12 protein-coding genes and 1 riboswitch are annotated in these 15,395 nt (G+C 38.4%); of the genes, 8 read left to right on the forward strand and 4 right to left on the reverse strand.

The window, feature by feature from the left end; all coding sequences use genetic code 11:
• Positions 1–57: 57 nt before the first annotated feature.
• Together C8N28_RS06095 and C8N28_RS06100 are read left to right on the forward strand one after the other, a co-directional pair.
• Complete coding sequence (locus C8N28_RS06095; protein WP_132222665.1) at positions 58–624, forward strand: hypothetical protein; 567 nt, start codon at positions 58–60, stop codon at positions 622–624.
• 9 nt (positions 625–633) lie between these two features.
• Positions 634–1,206, forward strand: coding sequence for a DUF4833 domain-containing protein (locus C8N28_RS06100; RefSeq protein ID WP_132222667.1), 573 nt, complete (start codon positions 634–636; stop codon positions 1,204–1,206).
• A 36-nt stretch (positions 1,207–1,242) separates the two neighbouring features.
• On the opposite strand, the gene gnd is transcribed toward C8N28_RS06100, so the two are convergent.
• Complete coding sequence (gene gnd, locus C8N28_RS06105) at positions 1,243–2,697, reverse strand: decarboxylating NADP(+)-dependent phosphogluconate dehydrogenase (protein ID WP_132222669.1); 1,455 nt, start codon at positions 2,695–2,697, stop codon at positions 1,243–1,245.
• A gap of 226 nt (positions 2,698–2,923) precedes the next feature.
• On the opposite strand from gnd, the gene C8N28_RS06110 reads away from it, so the two are divergent.
• From C8N28_RS06110 to C8N28_RS06135, 6 genes are all read left to right on the forward strand, one after another.
• Complete coding sequence (locus tag C8N28_RS06110; RefSeq protein ID WP_132222671.1) at positions 2,924–3,895, forward strand: formylglycine-generating enzyme family protein; 972 nt, start codon at positions 2,924–2,926, stop codon at positions 3,893–3,895.
• Between the two features lie 18 nt (positions 3,896–3,913).
• Positions 3,914–5,224 (forward strand): Gfo/Idh/MocA family oxidoreductase, encoded by a 1,311-nt coding sequence (locus tag C8N28_RS06115; protein ID WP_132222673.1) that lies wholly within the window; start codon positions 3,914–3,916, stop codon positions 5,222–5,224.
• A 46-nt stretch (positions 5,225–5,270) separates the two neighbouring features.
• The gene (locus C8N28_RS06120; protein WP_246012763.1) at positions 5,271–6,239 is read left to right on the forward strand and encodes an FAD:protein FMN transferase; all 969 of its coding nucleotides are present in this window, start codon (positions 5,271–5,273) and stop codon (positions 6,237–6,239) included.
• An 88-nt stretch (positions 6,240–6,327) separates the two neighbouring features.
• Positions 6,328–6,436: riboswitch (SAM riboswitch) on the forward strand.
• 91 nt (positions 6,437–6,527) lie between these two features.
• Entirely contained in the window at positions 6,528–10,226 is a 3,699-nt protein-coding gene (metH, locus tag C8N28_RS06125; protein ID WP_132222677.1) for a methionine synthase, read from the forward strand.
• Between the two features lie 39 nt (positions 10,227–10,265).
• On the forward strand, positions 10,266–11,222 hold the full coding sequence (metF, locus tag C8N28_RS06130) for a methylenetetrahydrofolate reductase [NAD(P)H] (RefSeq protein ID WP_132222679.1): 957 nt from the start codon (positions 10,266–10,268) through the stop codon (positions 11,220–11,222).
• A 10-nt stretch (positions 11,223–11,232) separates the two neighbouring features.
• The gene (locus C8N28_RS06135) at positions 11,233–12,321 is read left to right on the forward strand and encodes an Ldh family oxidoreductase (RefSeq protein ID WP_132222681.1); all 1,089 of its coding nucleotides are present in this window, start codon (positions 11,233–11,235) and stop codon (positions 12,319–12,321) included.
• 146 nt (positions 12,322–12,467) lie between these two features.
• Here the strand turns inward: C8N28_RS06135 and lepB are convergent, their stop codons facing one another.
• The 3 genes from lepB to C8N28_RS06150 all read right to left on the reverse strand — a co-directional run bounded on the left by lepB (position 12,468) and on the right by C8N28_RS06150 (position 15,395).
• On the reverse strand, positions 12,468–13,886 hold the full coding sequence (gene lepB / locus C8N28_RS06140; protein ID WP_132222683.1) for a signal peptidase I: 1,419 nt from the start codon (positions 13,884–13,886) through the stop codon (positions 12,468–12,470).
• Positions 13,887–13,910: 24 nt separating this feature from the next.
• On the reverse strand, positions 13,911–14,648 hold the full coding sequence (gene dapB, locus C8N28_RS06145; protein WP_132222685.1) for a 4-hydroxy-tetrahydrodipicolinate reductase: 738 nt from the start codon (positions 14,646–14,648) through the stop codon (positions 13,911–13,913).
• 63 nt (positions 14,649–14,711) lie between these two features.
• Complete coding sequence (locus C8N28_RS06150) at positions 14,712–15,395, reverse strand: DUF5683 domain-containing protein (protein ID WP_132222688.1); 684 nt, start codon at positions 15,393–15,395, stop codon at positions 14,712–14,714.

The following is a 15,395-nucleotide window of genomic DNA, read 5'->3' on the forward strand; positions in this document are numbered from 1 at the left end:
TATAAAGAATTAATTGTATTAATTTTATGACAGTTACCTGTTATTACACGTGAATATATGCATGAAATTGAACCTTATTATCGCTGGCGCGATGATTACATTGCAGCAGAGGATGAACGCTCACCGTTTTATAACGAGGAGTATAATGAATTTGAATATGATAAGCAGATCTATAATTTTTTACTGCATCCGCAATGGGATTCTTTTGGTTCAGAAACTTTATACTTAAAAGTTTTGTTTGCTGATTATGAGCATGAGTATGTAATTATTGAATTTATAGGCGAGTGGAATGATGCCATCGATAATGATATTATGCTGCTAAAAAGAGAGGTAATTGATTTGATGATTGATGAAGGAATCAACAAGTTTATTTTAATTGGAGAGAATATATTAAACTTTCACACCTCAGATGATAGCTATTATGAAGAATGGTTTGAAGATATTGGTGATGGATGGATTGCAGGAGTAGGTTTCCGCGATCATGTGATTGCTGAATTTAAAGATTCAGATATCGATTACTTTATTAACTTAGGTGGAGCGTTGAACGACTTGAACTGGCGGACTTTAAATCCTGTTCAGGTTTATCATCATGTAAAGGAACAAATACAACTCCGTTTAACTTAAATGTAATGTATGAGGAAATCAATTATTTCGATCTCGTTTCTAGTAGGCCTCATGGTTCTATCTATTAATATTGCTGCCCAGGAAACGGGTGACCAATCTTTTGATAAACTTGTAGACAAAGAAAGCCTGCCCGTTCCGGCTGAAAAAGATCAGCTATTTTATCTTCAGCGTGATCCTAATTCTAATACAGTTATTTATTCGATAAATTTAGAGGATGGCGAGCTTGATACCAGCCGGCCAGTAAAAGCACACTGGATTCGCTATTCAGAAGGAAGTAAGCGAACTAACCTGTCCTTTATCCAACGCACTATGGCCTATGGGGTACATCATACAAAAGTAGAGGATGGCAAATTCGATATCCGGATTCAAGCGTATAAAGATTTACCGATTGAAGTCAGGTATAACAAACAAAGTAAAAAATACCAAGCTTATACTCTCGTTGAAAATAAAGAAATAGTATTGGAACGTATTTTCGTCCGCATTAATGGAGGGTCACTCTTTAAACCGAAAGTAGAATATATTGAAGTTAGCGGTTATAACCCAACCAGCAATGCAAAAATCAATCACCGTTTCCAGCCCTAACAGGCAGCATAAAAGAAACGGTGATTGAAATAATAATTAAACGTCGTATGTAGTAGACGATGTCTCTCCTCCTCTACCTGTCCAATTGGTATGGAAAAACTCACCACGCGGTTTGTCAAGACGCTCATAAGTATGAGCACCAAAGTAATCTCGCTGAGCTTGTAATAAGTTAGCCGGTAAGCGTTCGCAACGGTATCCATCGTAGTATATTAATCCGGCACTCAAGCATGGTACAGGAATACCGTGAGTTACAGCAGCCACAATTACATTGCGCCATCCTGCTTGTGCAGCTTGAATTTTATCACGGAAGAAATCATCAAGAATTAGATTCTGTAAGTTTGGATTCTTTTCAAAAGCTTCCTTGATTTTTCCTAAGAATGCTGAACGGATAATACATCCTTCGCGCCACATCATAGCAATGCTGCCATAATTAAGTGTCCAGCCATATTCTTTGGCTGCAGAAGCCATCATTTGGTATCCTTGTGCGTAAGAAATTACTTTTGCAGCATAAAGAGCATCGCGCAAGTCATTAAGAAAAGCAGTACGATCGCCTTTAAACACTACACTCGGACCTGACAATACTTTAGAAGCTGCTACACGCTCGTCTTTCAATGCAGACAGGCAACGTGCGAAAACAGACTCAGCAATTAATGTTAATGGTATGCCTAAATCAAGCGCTACTGTACCTGTCCACTTACCAGTTCCTTTTTGTCCGGCAGTATCCAATATCTTATCAACCAATGGCTGACCATCTTCGTCTTTGAACGCTAAAATATCACGGGTTATCTCGATCAGGTAACTGTCTAATTCCCCTTCATTCCACTCTTTAAATACATCGTGCATTTCATCAGGCGTCATACCCAACACATCTTTCATGATGTGATAGATTTCGTTGATCAGCTGCATATCACCATACTCGATGCCGTTGTGCACCATCTTCACAAAATGTCCGGCACCGCCACTACCTACCCAATCACAACAAGGAGTACCATCAGCCACTTTAGCGGCGATACCTTGAAAAATAGGTTTTATTGCAGGCCAGGCTGCTTCAGAACCCCCAGGCATGATAGATGGCCCTAACAAGGCTCCTTCTTCTCCACCTGAAACACCGGTACCGATATATAATAATCCTTTGCTCTCTAAATATTCTACACGACGTTCAGTATCAGGGAAATGTGAATTACCACCATCGATAATAATATCTCCCGGTTCTAAATGAGGAATTAACAACTCAATAAAATCATCCACCGGCTTACCAGCTTTCACCATTAGCATCACCTTGCGAGGGCTCTTCAATGAATTGATCAGGTCTTCGATAGACGAAGCACCATAAATGTTCTTTCCTTTTGCACGCCCATTAACAAAACGCTCTACCTTATCTACCGTACGATTGTATGCCGTTACATGAAACCCTTTACTCTCCATATTAAGAATAAGGTTTTCTCCCATCACGGCAATCCCAATGACACCTATGTCAGATTTTTCTTGCATATCAGTTATTTATTTATTTTCCAATCTCCAAAGTTATACTTTAGACGCGAAAAACAAACAGAAATTAAGGAAGTTTATCAGCGATGATGGTTATTTTATTCCTTTTCTACCTAATTCCATTTCACGCATTGAGTTAATTGCTTCAATCTTGTTTTTAAAATATTTATGTTACATTGGGTTTTCTTTTTTATCTTCAAAGTATAAGACCTATACAATCGATATATACATGAATTACAAATATTTATTTTTAATACCTCTTTTATTTATCAGTGTTTTTTCAATAGCCCAGCAAACAACAGCAACAGCACAGAATTATAGTCAAAAAATTGACGGAACAAATTTGTCTTTTACAATGCAGGCTATACCAGGCGGGACTTTCAAGATGGGTAGCGATCAAGGAAAGCCTGATGAAGCACCTGTACACGATGTAAAACTGGATCCATTCTGGATGAGTACATTCGAAGTAACATGGGATATTTTTGAACCATTTCTATACAAAGATTTTGAAGTATCTCATAGTACAGAATCCATACCTGCAGAAGTAGATGCAGTAACCCGGCCCACAAAGCCTTATTTGGATATGACATTCGGCATGGGTAAAGAAAATCACCCGGCTTTAGCAATGACTCAATATAATGCGATTCAATTTTGCAAATGGCTCTATGTCAGAACAGGGGTTTTCTATCGCTTACCAACTGAAGCAGAATGGGAATATGCTGCAAGAGCAAATAAGCAGTCAGCTTATTTTTTTGGTGAGGATGCCGCATTGTTAGATGAGTTTGCCTGGTTTAAAGATAACAGTGGTGATAAAACTCATGAAGTTGGTAAGAAGAAACCTAATCCATGGGGGCTATTTGATATTTATGGAAATGTAGCAGAATGGACTTACGATCAATATGTTGACAATTATTCAGCTTTTGCAGGTAAGGTTAGCCATAATCCGGTAGTTATACCAGAAACGCTTTATCCGCATAGTATTCGCGGAGGCTCATTTGTTGATGAAGCAATGGACTTGCGTTCAGCTGCCCGCCTGGCTTCTGATCCGGCATGGAAACAAATCGACCCTCAAATTCCTAAAAGCAACTGGTGGATGCCAGATGCTCCTTTTATTGGCATTCGCCTCGTAAGACCTGCCGTAACACCTTCAAAAGAGGAGATTGACGCTTACTATGATAAAAAACCTATAGAAGATTATTGAAACCCTAAATAAACAGTTATGAAAAATAAATATGATCGTCGTGATTTTCTAAAATCGACAGCAGTAATTGCAGGTGCTACAGCTATTGGCACAGCACCAATTTCTGGAGTTTTTGCTTCAGTTGATGATACTATCAAAATTGCATTGGTAGGATGTGGTGGTAGAGGTACTGGTGCTGCATTTCAAGCATTAAGTACGAAACAAAATCTTAAGATTGTAGCACTGGCAGATGCTTTTAGAGAGCCTTTGGATGAGTGTTATAAAAAGCTTGTAGAACGCTTTAAAGATAAAGTTGACATACCTGAAGATCATAAGTTTGTAGGCTTTGATGCTTATGAAAAAGCTATTGCGCTTGCAGACGTAGTATTATTTGCTACTCCTCCTGGTTTTAGGCCTGCGCACTTTGCAGAAGCTATTAAACAAAACAAACATGTCTTTATTGAAAAACCTCTGGCTGTAGATGCACCAGGTATTCGCCAGGTATTAGCTACAGCTAAAGAAGCAGAAACTAAAAAACTAAATGTAGTTGTAGGTTTGCAACGCCGTTATCAAAAGAATTATCGCGAAACAATAAAGCAGATTCAAGATGGTGCAATCGGTAAAATTCAAGCCGGACAGGTTTACTGGAATAGTGGTGGTGTTTGGGTAAGGCCTCGCACAGCTGATCAGACCGAAATGGAATATCAAGTAAGAAATTGGTATTATTTCAATTGGTTATGCGGTGATCATATTGTTGAGCAGCACGTGCATCAACTGGATGTGGCAAATTGGGTTGTTGGAGGGCATCCTGTATCTGCGCAAGGAACTGGAAGCAGAGCATGGCGGACAGGAAAAGAATATGGTGAAATTTATGATAACCATGCTGTTGAATTTACCTATGAAGATGGAGCGGTAATTTATAGTCAATGTCGACATTTTGAAGGTACTTCCAATCGAGTAGATGAAACTTTTCAGGGTACGGGCGGTAAAGTCTATCTTTCTGCTTCTAATGTAGGAACACTTTGGGATAAAGATGGTAAAGAGATTTTCAACCATCAAGGAAAAGGTGATCCTAATCCATATCAGACAGAACATGACGAACTTTTTGAGGCGATTGCAAAAGGTGAATATAAGTTTGCTGATGCAGAACGCGGAGCAGAAAGTACATTTACAGGGATACTTGGTCGGTTAGCTACCTATTCAGGAAAAGTTTTGAAATGGGATGAAGCATTAGCGTCTGATATTAGCTTAATGCCAGACAAGTTAAGCTGGGATGCATTGCCAAAAGTTTTACCAGATTCAAATGGTTTTTATCCATATGCACAACCTGGAAAAACAATAGTTATCTAAAGTAAGGTTGAAAAACATCTTTAGTATAATCTTAATTAGTACTTGTTTGGGGTTTTGGTCTTTTCAGGATCCTGAACAAGTACATTATACATTTAATGGTCAGGCACAAGGCACCAATTACCTGATCTCATACTATCATAATAGTGAAAAAGTTAGTCAAGGTCAGATTGATAGTATTTTGTTAGTGATTGACAATTCAATGTCTTTATATAAAAGTAATTCATTGATATCAACGATCAATGAATCTGCGCAAGGAGGAGAATTAGACTTTCATTTTCTTCAAGTTATTAAGAAAGCTTTTCAAATTAATAAAGAAACAGATGGCATATTTGATGTAACTGTTGCGCCGCTGGTTGCAGCATGGGGTTTCTCTTCTGAAAAAATCAGGAAGCTTCCAGACAGTAATCAAATAGCACAGATTTTACCCTTTGTTGGTATGGAAAATATTGAACTCAATGGAAACTACCTAAAAAAGCTAAAACCAGAAGTTAAAATTGACTTAAATGGAATTGCCCAGGGTTATACGGTTGATGTGATAGCAGATTTTCTTACACAAAATGGAATAAAGAACTTTTTAGTTGAAATAGGAGGAGAGTTACGTGTTGAAGGCAAAAAGCCTGATGGAGAAGATTTCCATATAGGTATTGAAGGGCCTGTTAACTCTATAAATAATGAAAGTACAATAAAACATGTCGCTATTATTAAGGGAAAAGCCTTAACAACTTCCGGAAGCTATCAAAAATATATACAATATGGCAAAGACAGGCTGACCCATATTATTAATCCTAAGACCGGCTATCCGGTTCATTCAGAGATATTATCTGTCACAGTCCTTGCTAAAGGCGCTCTATCTGCTGATGGTTATGATAATGCCCTTTTGGCTATGGGCATAAAAAATGCTTTTAGCTTTTTGGATCAGTACCCTGATCTAGAAGCTTACTTTGTTTATAAAAATGAACAGGGCAGTATTGTTGATACGATGTCTAATGGGTTTAAGAGCATTTTAAAAAACTAATCAATTAATTAAATCAACGGTTTTTGAATTTAATTTTAATCCCTTCCTATTTGGTAGAGATTCTAAAAAATTATTTGCATCTTTGCAGTGCTTATAGAGAAAGACGGAGGGATTAGACCCTACGAAGTCTTGGCAACCTGTACTTACAAGGTGCTACATTCTACCTGAACGAGAAATCAAACCAGGAAAGATAAGCTGCAGTTTCATTACCTCCTGCTCCTCTATATTTAAAGCATTTTAAAATAATTTTTCCAGCGTATTTAATTACGATGGTTATTTATCAATGACATGGATATTAGAGAAGAGTTACAAAAGCGTATTTTGATTATTGATGGAGCCATGGGAACGATGATTCAGCCTTATAAGCTGGATGAAGCGTCTTTCCGCGGCGAACGATTTGCCCATCACCCTTGTGATGTTCAGGGGAACAATGATTTATTAAACCTGACTCAGCCTGAAATAATTTTAAGTATTCACCGCGAGTATTTAGAAGCAGGGGCTGATATCATTGAGACGAACACGTTCAGTTCGCAGAAAATCTCAATGGCAGACTATCAGATGGAATCTCTGGTCTATGAACTCAACTTGGAAGGTGCTAAACTGGCAAAGAAAGCAGCCATTGAATCTACACAAAACAATCCTGATAAACCTCGTTTTGTAGCTGGAGCTATTGGTCCAACAAACCGTACGGCATCTTTATCTCCGGATGTTAATGACCCGGGATTCCGTGCTGTTACTTTTATGGACTTAGTAGATGCCTATTATGAACAGGTACGCGGCTTGGTAGATGGTGGTGTGGATATACTTTTAATAGAAACAATATTTGATACTCTAAACGCGAAAGCAGCAATCTTTGCCATAAAAAAATATCAGCAAGAACTTTATGATAGTGGAAAGTTAGCAGCCGACAAACAACTGGAAATTATGATTTCCGGTACGATAACGGATGCGAGCGGAAGAACATTATCGGGGCAAACAGTTGAGGCTTTTCTTAATTCTGTAAGTCATGCCAATGCTTTAAGCATTGGTTTAAACTGTGCTTTGGGCGCTAAAGAAATGCGTCCGCATATTGCAGAGCTTTCTGAAAAGGCAGCATGCTATGTTTCGGCATATCCAAATGCAGGTTTACCCAATGAATTTGGGGCCTATGATGAGGATGCGCATGAAACCTCACACTTGCTAGAAGATTTTATTAAAAATGGTTTTGTTAATATTGTAGGTGGTTGTTGTGGTACAACACCCGAGCATATTTCTCATATTGCAGAAAAGGCAGCTGGTGTAACTCCGCGGAAACCTGCTGAACCTAAGCCTTATTTACGTTTAAGCGGATTAGAGCCTGTAACTCTTCAACCGGGCAGTCTTTTCGTAAATATTGGAGAACGGACCAACGTTACAGGCTCTCCAAAATTTTCTAAACTAATACTAAACGGTGATTTTGAAGCTGCGCTAGCAATTGCGAGACAGCAGGTTGAAGGAGGAGCGCAGGTAATTGACGTAAACATGGATGAAGGGATGTTGGATTCTGAAGCGGCCATGGTCAAATTCTTAAACCTGATTGCCTCTGAACCGGATATTTCGAAATTACCTATTATGATCGACTCTTCCAGGTGGTCGGTTATTTATGCCGGGCTCCAATGTTTGCAAGGAAAAGGGATAGTAAATTCCATTTCATTAAAGGAAGGTGAGAAAGAATTCCTGGAACATGCACGCATTATCATGAATTTTGGTGCTGCAGTCGTGGTCATGGGATTTGATGAAGTAGGACAGGCGGATAGTTTTGAGCGCAGAATAGAAATTGCTGAACGATGTTATAAATTATTAACTGGTATAGGATTCCCTGCACAGGATATTATTTTCGATCCTAATATATTGACTGTAGCGACTGGCCTTGAAGAACATAACAATTATGCAGTTGATTTTATTCGTGCAACAAAATGGATTAAAGAAAATCTCCCTCTGGTTCATGTAAGTGGAGGGGTAAGTAATATTTCCTTCTCTTTCCGTGGAAATAACACAGTTCGGGAAGCTATGCACTCTGCGTTTCTATACCATGCGATTAAAGCTGGTTTGGATATGGGAATTGTAAATGCAGGTATGCTGGAAGTATATGAAGCAATAGATCCGGAGCTACTGATCTATGTGGAAGATGTTTTGTTGAACAGAAGAGAAGATGCAACAGAACGTTTGGTTGATTTTGCAGAAACCATTAAATCAAAAGGAAAGACAGTTGTTAAATCGGAAGAATGGAGAAATGGTACTGTTCAAGAACGTTTATCGCATGCATTGGTAAAAGGGATTATTGATTATTTGGATAATGATGTTGAGGAAGCGCGTTTAGCATACGATCAGCCATTGCAGGTAATTGAAGGACCTTTAATGGATGGAATGAATGTAGTGGGAGATTTATTTGGGGCTGGAAAAATGTTTCTTCCCCAGGTAGTGAAATCTGCAAGGGTTATGAAAAAGGCGGTAGCCTACCTCCTACCTTTTATTGAAGCAGAAAAGCTAAAGAATAAAGATACCGTAAGTCGCAAAAATGCTGGTAAGATAGTTATGGCGACCGTAAAAGGAGACGTACATGATATTGGAAAGAATATTGTTGCGGTTGTATTAGCATGCAATAACTTTGAAGTAATCGATCTTGGAGTGATGGTTCCATTACAGCGGATTATTGATGAGGCAATTAAAAATAATGCAGACATTATTGGTGTAAGTGGGTTGATTACCCCTTCATTAGATGAGATGGGGAATTTTGCCAAGGAAGCTGAACGGCAAGGATTAAAGTTGCCTATTTTAATTGGTGGAGCCACCACATCGCGCATTCATACAGCTGTTAAGATTGCACCCAATTATTCAGGACCTGTTGTGCATGTACTGGACGCCTCACGAAGTGTAGGAGTTTGCACTAATTTATTAAACGAAGAGAATAAAAAGGTATATACTGATAAAATCAGAGATGATTATACCAGGGCGAGAGAAGCTCATTTAAGTAAGCGTTCTGATAAAAAATTCGTAACGATTCAGGAAGCAAGGAAAAATCGTTTTCAAACAGATTGGGTAGATTATACTCCTCCTAAACCTACTTTCTTTGGCACTAAAGTACTGGCTGATTTCCCATTGGAAGAACTAGAGCCTTATATTGACTGGACACCTTTTTTCCATACATGGGAACTTCATGGAAGCTATCCCCGAATCTTAACAGATAAGGTTGTAGGTGCACAAGCCAGCATTTTATTTGAAGAAGCTAAAGTAATGCTTCGGAAATTAATCGATAATAAACTGCTAAAAGCTAATGGAGTTATTGGTTTCTGGCCGGCTAATAGTATAAACGATGATGATATTGAATTATATACTGATGATACTCGAAAAACGGTTTTAACAACTATTCATACGCTGCGTCAGCAATCTGAAAAGGTTAAAGGCGAACCGCATTATGCATTGGCCGATTTCATTGCTCCAAAAGACAGTGGAAGAGCCGATTATTGGGGTGGATTTGCTGTAACGACCGGATTGGGATGTGATGAATTGGTGAAAGAATATGAAGCAAATAACGATGACTATAATGCAATTCTTGTAAAGGCTCTTGCAGACCGCCTGGCAGAATCTTTTGCTGAAAAGATGCATGAACTGGTACGGAAAGATTTCTGGGCTTATGCACCTCAGGAAACTCTGAATAATGAAGAGTTGATTAAAGAGAAATACGATGGTATCAGACCAGCACCAGGTTATCCTGCTTGTCCGGATCATACAGAAAAGCGGACATTATTTGATCTACTGAGCGCTGAAGTGAATGCAGGAATTCATTTAACTGAAAGCTTTGCCATGTATCCGACAGCTGCAGTTAGTGGCTTTTATTTTTCTCACCATCACTCACGCTATTTTGGATTGGGAAAAATCGCGAAAGATCAAGTGGAAGATTATGCTGTTCGTAAAGGAATGTCATTAGAAGTAGCAGAACAATGGTTAAGTCCGAATCTATCTTATTAAAACATTTTACCCATTTCCTTAAAGAAACAATTGACTCAAATGAAAATAACGGAACACATTAAAAATGCTCAAGGAAAAGCTTTATTCTCTTTTGAACTACTTCCTCCTGTTAAAGGTCAAAGTATAAAGCATATTTACGATACCATTGATCCGCTAATGGAATTTAACCCTCCTTTTATTGATGTAACCTATCATCGTGAAGATTATATCTACAAAGAACAGCCAGGGGGATTGTTACAAAAAATTGCCTATCGGAAACGACCAGGCACAGTAGCTATTTGTGCTGCTATTATGAACAGATATAAGGTAGATGCAGTTCCGCATCTTATTTGCGGAGGTTTTACCAAGGAAGAAACTGAAAATGCACTCATCGATTTACAATTTTTGGGAATCGATAATGTATTGGTACTTCGGGGAGATGCTCGTCAAACGGAGAATGCTTTTTATCCTACGCCGGGTGGGCATGCCTATGCATCTGATCTATTGGAACATGTAGTAGATATGAATCAGGGTAAATATTTACACGATGCCATTGATGTTACGGATCAGAGTACCTTCTGTATTGGCGTTGCAGGATATCCAGAAAAGCATTTTGAAGCACCGAACTTAGAAACGGACTTTAAGTATTTAAAGAAGAAAGTTGATTTAGGTGCGAATTTTATTGTTACTCAAATGTTCTTCGACAATCAGAAATACCTGGAGTTTGTTAAAAAGTGTAAGGAGTATGATATCCATGTTCCTATAATACCTGGACTAAAACCTATTACTCATTCAAGACAACTTATATCTTTGCCAAAGACTTTTCATATTGATATTCCTGTTGATTTAAGTGATGCTGTACGTGCATGCAAATCTGAACTGGATGTTAAGGAAGTTGGTATTGAATGGTTAATTTCACAAAGTAAGGAATTGATTGAAATGGGCGCACCGGTTCTTCATTATTATACAATGGGGAATGCTGAACCTACTAAACGAATTGCAGAAGCTGTATTTTAAATAACAATAAATGGAAATAGCACTTGAGAGAATCGCTGAAAAGAAATTACGAAAGTTTACGCAAGATGTATTTCTGGCAATAGGCTGCAGTAAAGATGATGCTGAACTGGCAGCCGATGTGTTGCTTAAGGCAGATTTACGTGGAATTGATTCTCATGGTGTGGCAAGACTTACGGGCTATGTTCGTTTGTGGGATAAGAAACGAATTAATCCGACTCCCCAGATCAAAGTTGTTTCTGAAACTCCAAGTACAGCTACTATTGATGGGGATGCTGGACTAGGTTTAGTTGTTGCACCATTCGCCATGAAAATTGCTCTTGAAAAAGCAAAGAAATGTGGTTCTGGATGGGTAGCTATTAAAAATTCAAATCATTTTGGAATTGCAGGTTATCATGCTTTAATGGCTGTTGAAAAAAATATGATTGGAATGGCAATGACCAATGCGAGTCCGTTGGTTACACCAACTTTTTCAAAAGAAAGGATGCTGGGAACGAATCCTATCTGCTACACTTTCCCTGCTGGTAAATACCCCCCAATTGTAATGGATATGGCAACTTCTACAGCAGCTAACGGAAAATTGGAAGTTGCTAAAAGAAAGGATTTGCCTATTCCAAGTGGATGGGCTCAAGATGTTGATGGAAAGCCTTCTGTGGATGCTGGTGTTGTTACAAGAGGTGGTTCTCTCCTGCCTCTTGGTGGTGATCGGGAACATGGCAGTCATAAGGGCTATGGTTTAAGTGCTGCAGTAGATATATTCTCTGCAGTAGTATCGGGAGCTAATTATGGGCCCTGGGCTCCTCCTTTTGTTGCTTATCTGGATCCGCTGAATGACCTTCCAGGAGAAGGATTGGGACATTTTTTAGGTGCCTGGCGTGTGGATGCTTTTCGACCGATTGAAGATTATAAAAAGAATATTGATCAATGGATAGGGCGGTTTAAAAGCGCTGAAAGGATCGATGAATCGCAACCTGTAATTATTCCTGGTGAACCTGAATATGAAGCTGAACTTGTTAACCGAGTGGAAGGGATTCCTTTGGTACAGTCGGTTAAGGATGATTTAAACACTTTAGCGATGAGGTTTGATATTGAAGCGTTGTAAAGGTTTGTTTATTATTTTGATTTAAAGATCAATTATGATTTCAGTAGAATTTTTGTAGCCAAAAATAAGTTACCGAAATCACAATTGATCTTTTTAGTTGGATACCTACATGAACACCTTTACTAGATCTATAATATTGAGAGTTATTAATCAATCCCCATAAAGATTCGATTCCAGCGGACTTTATTAAAGAGATTCCCTACTTCATCCAAGCTTAACCATACAAACAAGGCTTTACCTACAATGTGATCCTCAGGTACAAAACCCCAGAAACGGGAATCGGCTGAACTATGGCGATTGTCTCCCATCATCCAATAGTAATCCATTTTAAAAGTATAACTATCTGCTTTTTCAGAATTGATATAATAACCATCAGCACGCTTTTCGAAAGTATTACCTTCATACACACTGATTAATCGCTCGTAAAGTGGCACATTCGTACTATCTAATGCGACAGTCCATCCTTTTTTAGGGACGATAATGGGACCATAATTATCAACATTCCAGGGGAAAGCTGCATCATGTGGGTAAATTTGATTGTCATAAACACCGGCAGGAGCAATATTAGGCTTAACGGCTTCTACATTCGCCCATGCAGAAACAGTTTTAGCTTGCCCTTCTGTCATAGTAAAAATATATTCTGTTTCAGATTGACGCATTCCCTCAATACGCATATCCAATAAAGTTTGTGGATTTAAGTCAGTGCCATTTGTTTTTACATAATAGGTTGTTTGACTCTCCGGAGGATTCACATCTGCTTTTCCATTTACATATACCTGAGAATTCACAATACTCAATGTATCGCCAGCAATAGCAAGGCAACGTTTAATATAGTTCTCACGCTTATCAACCGGACGGCTTAAAGGTGCATCGGCATCCATAGGATAGTTGAATACAACAACATCATTCCGCTCTATTTTTTCAAAGCCGGGTAAACGGTGATAATCTAATTTAATTCCTTCCCAATAAGCTTTACCTCCTGTAGGTAAGGTATGATGGGAAAAAGGAAATGCTACGGGAGTCATGGGAACACGAGGTCCGTAATTCACTTTGCTTACAAAAATAAAATCGCCGATTAAAAGACTCTTTTCCATAGATCCGGTAGGAATCATATAGGCTTCAATCAGAAAACCACGAATCAACGTGGCAGCAACGACTGCGAATATAATGGCATCAGCCCATTCGCGGGCAGCATTCTTTTTAAAAGGGTATTTCTCTTTAAACTCGGGTGTGGCTGATTGACCCCAGTAGCTTGTTGTTGTATCCATTCCCCACAAAGGGAATACAACAAAGGGCAATAGTACAGTACCGGCATGATCTAGAAAACTTCGTTTTCCGAAGCTTTTAACAAAATCGATATAAAGAGTAATACCTATAAAGATATTTAGGATAGGGATAATTAAAAGAATTACCCACCAGGATTGTCTTCCTGTTAATTTCGTTATTATATATTCACGGTAAAATGGAATTAGTGCTTCCCAACCTGGTCGCCCGGCTTTAATAAACATTTTCCACAATCCAAAATGGATCAGAACAAGTATAATAAGACAGATGATATAATTCATTGTATGGTTATTTTGGTTGTTTAATTAGTCGAATTTAAACATATCTTTCACATTATAGAATCCAGTTTTATCATGGAGCCATTCAGCGGCAATAACTGCGCCTAATGCAAATCCTGAGCGACTGTGGGCTGTATGCTTAAATTCAATCTGGTCTACTTCAGAACTATAAAGAACTGTATGTGTTCCAGGAACATCTTCTAATCGGTGAGATTCTATTAATAATTGATTGTTTTTAGGAATAGCTTCATCCTCTCCAATAACATTATTAATCCAGCTAGACTTGCTATCATAATTCTCTAAAATTCCTTCAGCAATGGTAATTGCAGTACCACTAGGAGCATCTAGCTTTTGGGTATGATGAATCTCTTCTACCTGAACTTCGTATTGTTTATAAGGATTCATGGCTTTCGCCAATAGTTTGTTAATATGGAAAAAGATATTTACTCCAATGCTATAGTTCGATCCATACATAAGGGTATGATTATGAGTTAAACATTGCTCTTTAATATCATCCAGCTTATCATACCATCCTGTAGTTCCTACAACAAGGGGTACATTAGCCCTAAAGCAAAATTCTATGTTTTCTAAAACTGCACTGGGAGTACTAAAATCAATGGCGACATCGGCTTGCTGAAGTTCTTCAACCGTTACTTGATCGCGATTGTTTTCGTCAACTATCAGTACAATTTCATGGTTTCTATCGATGGCAAACTTCTCGATGATTTGCCCCATTTTACCATAGCCTATTAATGCGATGTTCATCTTCTATTATTGATTGATTTAGATTGCAATATACGATATTATCTTTTTCTGTAAATTAAAAGGTCAGTGAATTGTAAGAGTCATTTTTAATCCGAAAACCGGTGTTCTGCTTGCGAATATGCCTGATGGCTTTTCAATTAACGGATTAATCTTAAAACTTAGGTCATCCTCCATATTGTAACGAAACATCATGCCATCTACATAAGCATCAATTAGATTCAATGCATAAAGTCCTGCACTCAGAAGGATCGTCAAATCCCGGTTTCTTCTGTAAAAATCTTTGGATTGAATAACCCATTCAGTACTGGCTTTGGCATACTTCTCGTATAAATATTGGTTATTATTAAGTGTACGGAACTGGGCTTCAGCAAGCATTTCTTTATAGCCGCTTTGAGCAACATCATAACTTATAATCAGACCAACAACTCCTCCATACAAGATAGGTACCTTCCACCAACGGTTATTAGTAATCTGGCCCCAACCAGGGATAATAGCAGAACGTTTTACGGCGAGCCGGGATCTGTTTTCTAAGGCCAGGCGGGCAGAGTCTTTATATACAACGGATTGTTGCTCTTCAATTATACTTTTTTCTGCATCTTCATCATTAGGAATATTGGTGGTATCTTGCATATTTAAGCTATCCACAGAAATTATTTTGATTTCGCTGCTAACAGAATCGGGTGTTTGTGCTTGCGCAGATCCGATACAACAAATAATAACGATTAGGAATGCTTTAAAATATCGCAT

This window comes from Albibacterium bauzanense (assembly GCF_004339765.1).
Classification (GTDB): domain Bacteria; phylum Bacteroidota; class Bacteroidia; order Sphingobacteriales; family Sphingobacteriaceae; genus Albibacterium; species Albibacterium bauzanense.

What these genes read in the sequence shown, in the direction of transcription:
- C8N28_RS06095 (WP_132222665.1), top strand. Translation starts at nt 58, where the DNA reads ATGCATGAAATTGAACCTTATTATCGCTGGCGCGATGATTACATTGCA.
- C8N28_RS06100 (WP_132222667.1), top strand. Translation starts at nt 634, where the DNA reads ATGAGGAAATCAATTATTTCGATCTCGTTTCTAGTAGGCCTCATGGTT.
- gnd (WP_132222669.1), bottom strand. Translation starts at nt 2,697, where the DNA reads ATGCAAGAAAAATCTGACATAGGTGTCATTGGGATTGCCGTGATGGGA.
- C8N28_RS06110 (WP_132222671.1), top strand. Translation starts at nt 2,924, where the DNA reads ATGAATTACAAATATTTATTTTTAATACCTCTTTTATTTATCAGTGTT.
- C8N28_RS06115 (WP_132222673.1), top strand. Translation starts at nt 3,914, where the DNA reads ATGAAAAATAAATATGATCGTCGTGATTTTCTAAAATCGACAGCAGTA.
- metH (WP_132222677.1), top strand. Translation starts at nt 6,528, where the DNA reads ATGGATATTAGAGAAGAGTTACAAAAGCGTATTTTGATTATTGATGGA.
- metF (WP_132222679.1), top strand. Translation starts at nt 10,266, where the DNA reads ATGAAAATAACGGAACACATTAAAAATGCTCAAGGAAAAGCTTTATTC.
- C8N28_RS06135 (WP_132222681.1), top strand. Translation starts at nt 11,233, where the DNA reads ATGGAAATAGCACTTGAGAGAATCGCTGAAAAGAAATTACGAAAGTTT.
- lepB (WP_132222683.1), bottom strand. Translation starts at nt 13,886, where the DNA reads ATGAATTATATCATCTGTCTTATTATACTTGTTCTGATCCATTTTGGA.
- dapB (WP_132222685.1), bottom strand. Translation starts at nt 14,648, where the DNA reads ATGAACATCGCATTAATAGGCTATGGTAAAATGGGGCAAATCATCGAG.
- C8N28_RS06150 (WP_132222688.1), bottom strand. Translation starts at nt 15,395, where the DNA reads ATGCGATATTTTAAAGCATTCCTAATCGTTATTATTTGTTGTATCGGA.